General features: G+C 59.5%; 1 protein-coding gene and 1 pseudogene. Both read left to right on the top strand.

The genetic code is table 11. The features are described 5' to 3' along the window. The coding region (locus RMCN_RS31320) for an ATP-binding protein (RefSeq protein ID WP_234787542.1) at nt 1-229 on the top strand (229 nt) is incomplete at its 5' end. Nucleotides 230-535: 306 nt separating this feature from the next. Next, nucleotides 536-652, top strand: a pseudogene (locus tag RMCN_RS31965) (aromatic-ring-hydroxylating dioxygenase subunit beta); the annotation flags it as partial.

Below are 652 nucleotides of genomic sequence, written 5' to 3' on the forward strand. Positions count from 1 at the left end.
CGGGCTGAAGCGCTCTACTACCATCGCCAACGGCACCCTCACGCCGAGGAGGCACTCAGATAAGAGAACCTCCCGACATTCCGGGGCGGATCAAGTCGTAGCCGCGGCGATGATCGACCGCATCGTCCACCACGCCGACGTCCTGACCCTCAAAGGCTCCAGCTACCGCCTCAAAGACACCGGAATCGACACCTTGCCCTCCGCCAGAGCCGACAACACGGCACAATAACCACGACCACGTGGCCTACTTTTCACCGTCGCTTCTGGCCTAGTTTTCGACCGTCGTCGACATACATAAGGTGACGCGCCAGGCGCCCGGGCATTGCGCATCCGATGGAGGCGCCACCATGAGCTCGCGTCCAGATTCGGTTGTGCAGCATCATCATTAGTTCCGCGCCGTTTTGGCCGTGGTTCATTCGGCGATGTTGTCTTGACGGGCCGGTGAGACGTAGCTTACATTCTCTACAGCGGAGGACATATCTGTTCAGCAGAATATCGAGTCAGTGTTGATGGTCTGGTCGAGGAGTTCGGTGTGATGAACGCGGTTGCGGTCGATCGAGATACCCGTGAGGCCGTCGAGGAGTTCATGTTCCGGGAGGCGGAGCTACTCGATGGGGGGCAGTTCCGAGAATGGTTGGGTCTGCTCGACCCC

This window comes from Mycolicibacterium novocastrense (assembly GCF_001570485.1).
GTDB lineage: Bacteria > Actinomycetota > Actinomycetes > Mycobacteriales > Mycobacteriaceae > Mycobacterium > Mycobacterium novocastrense.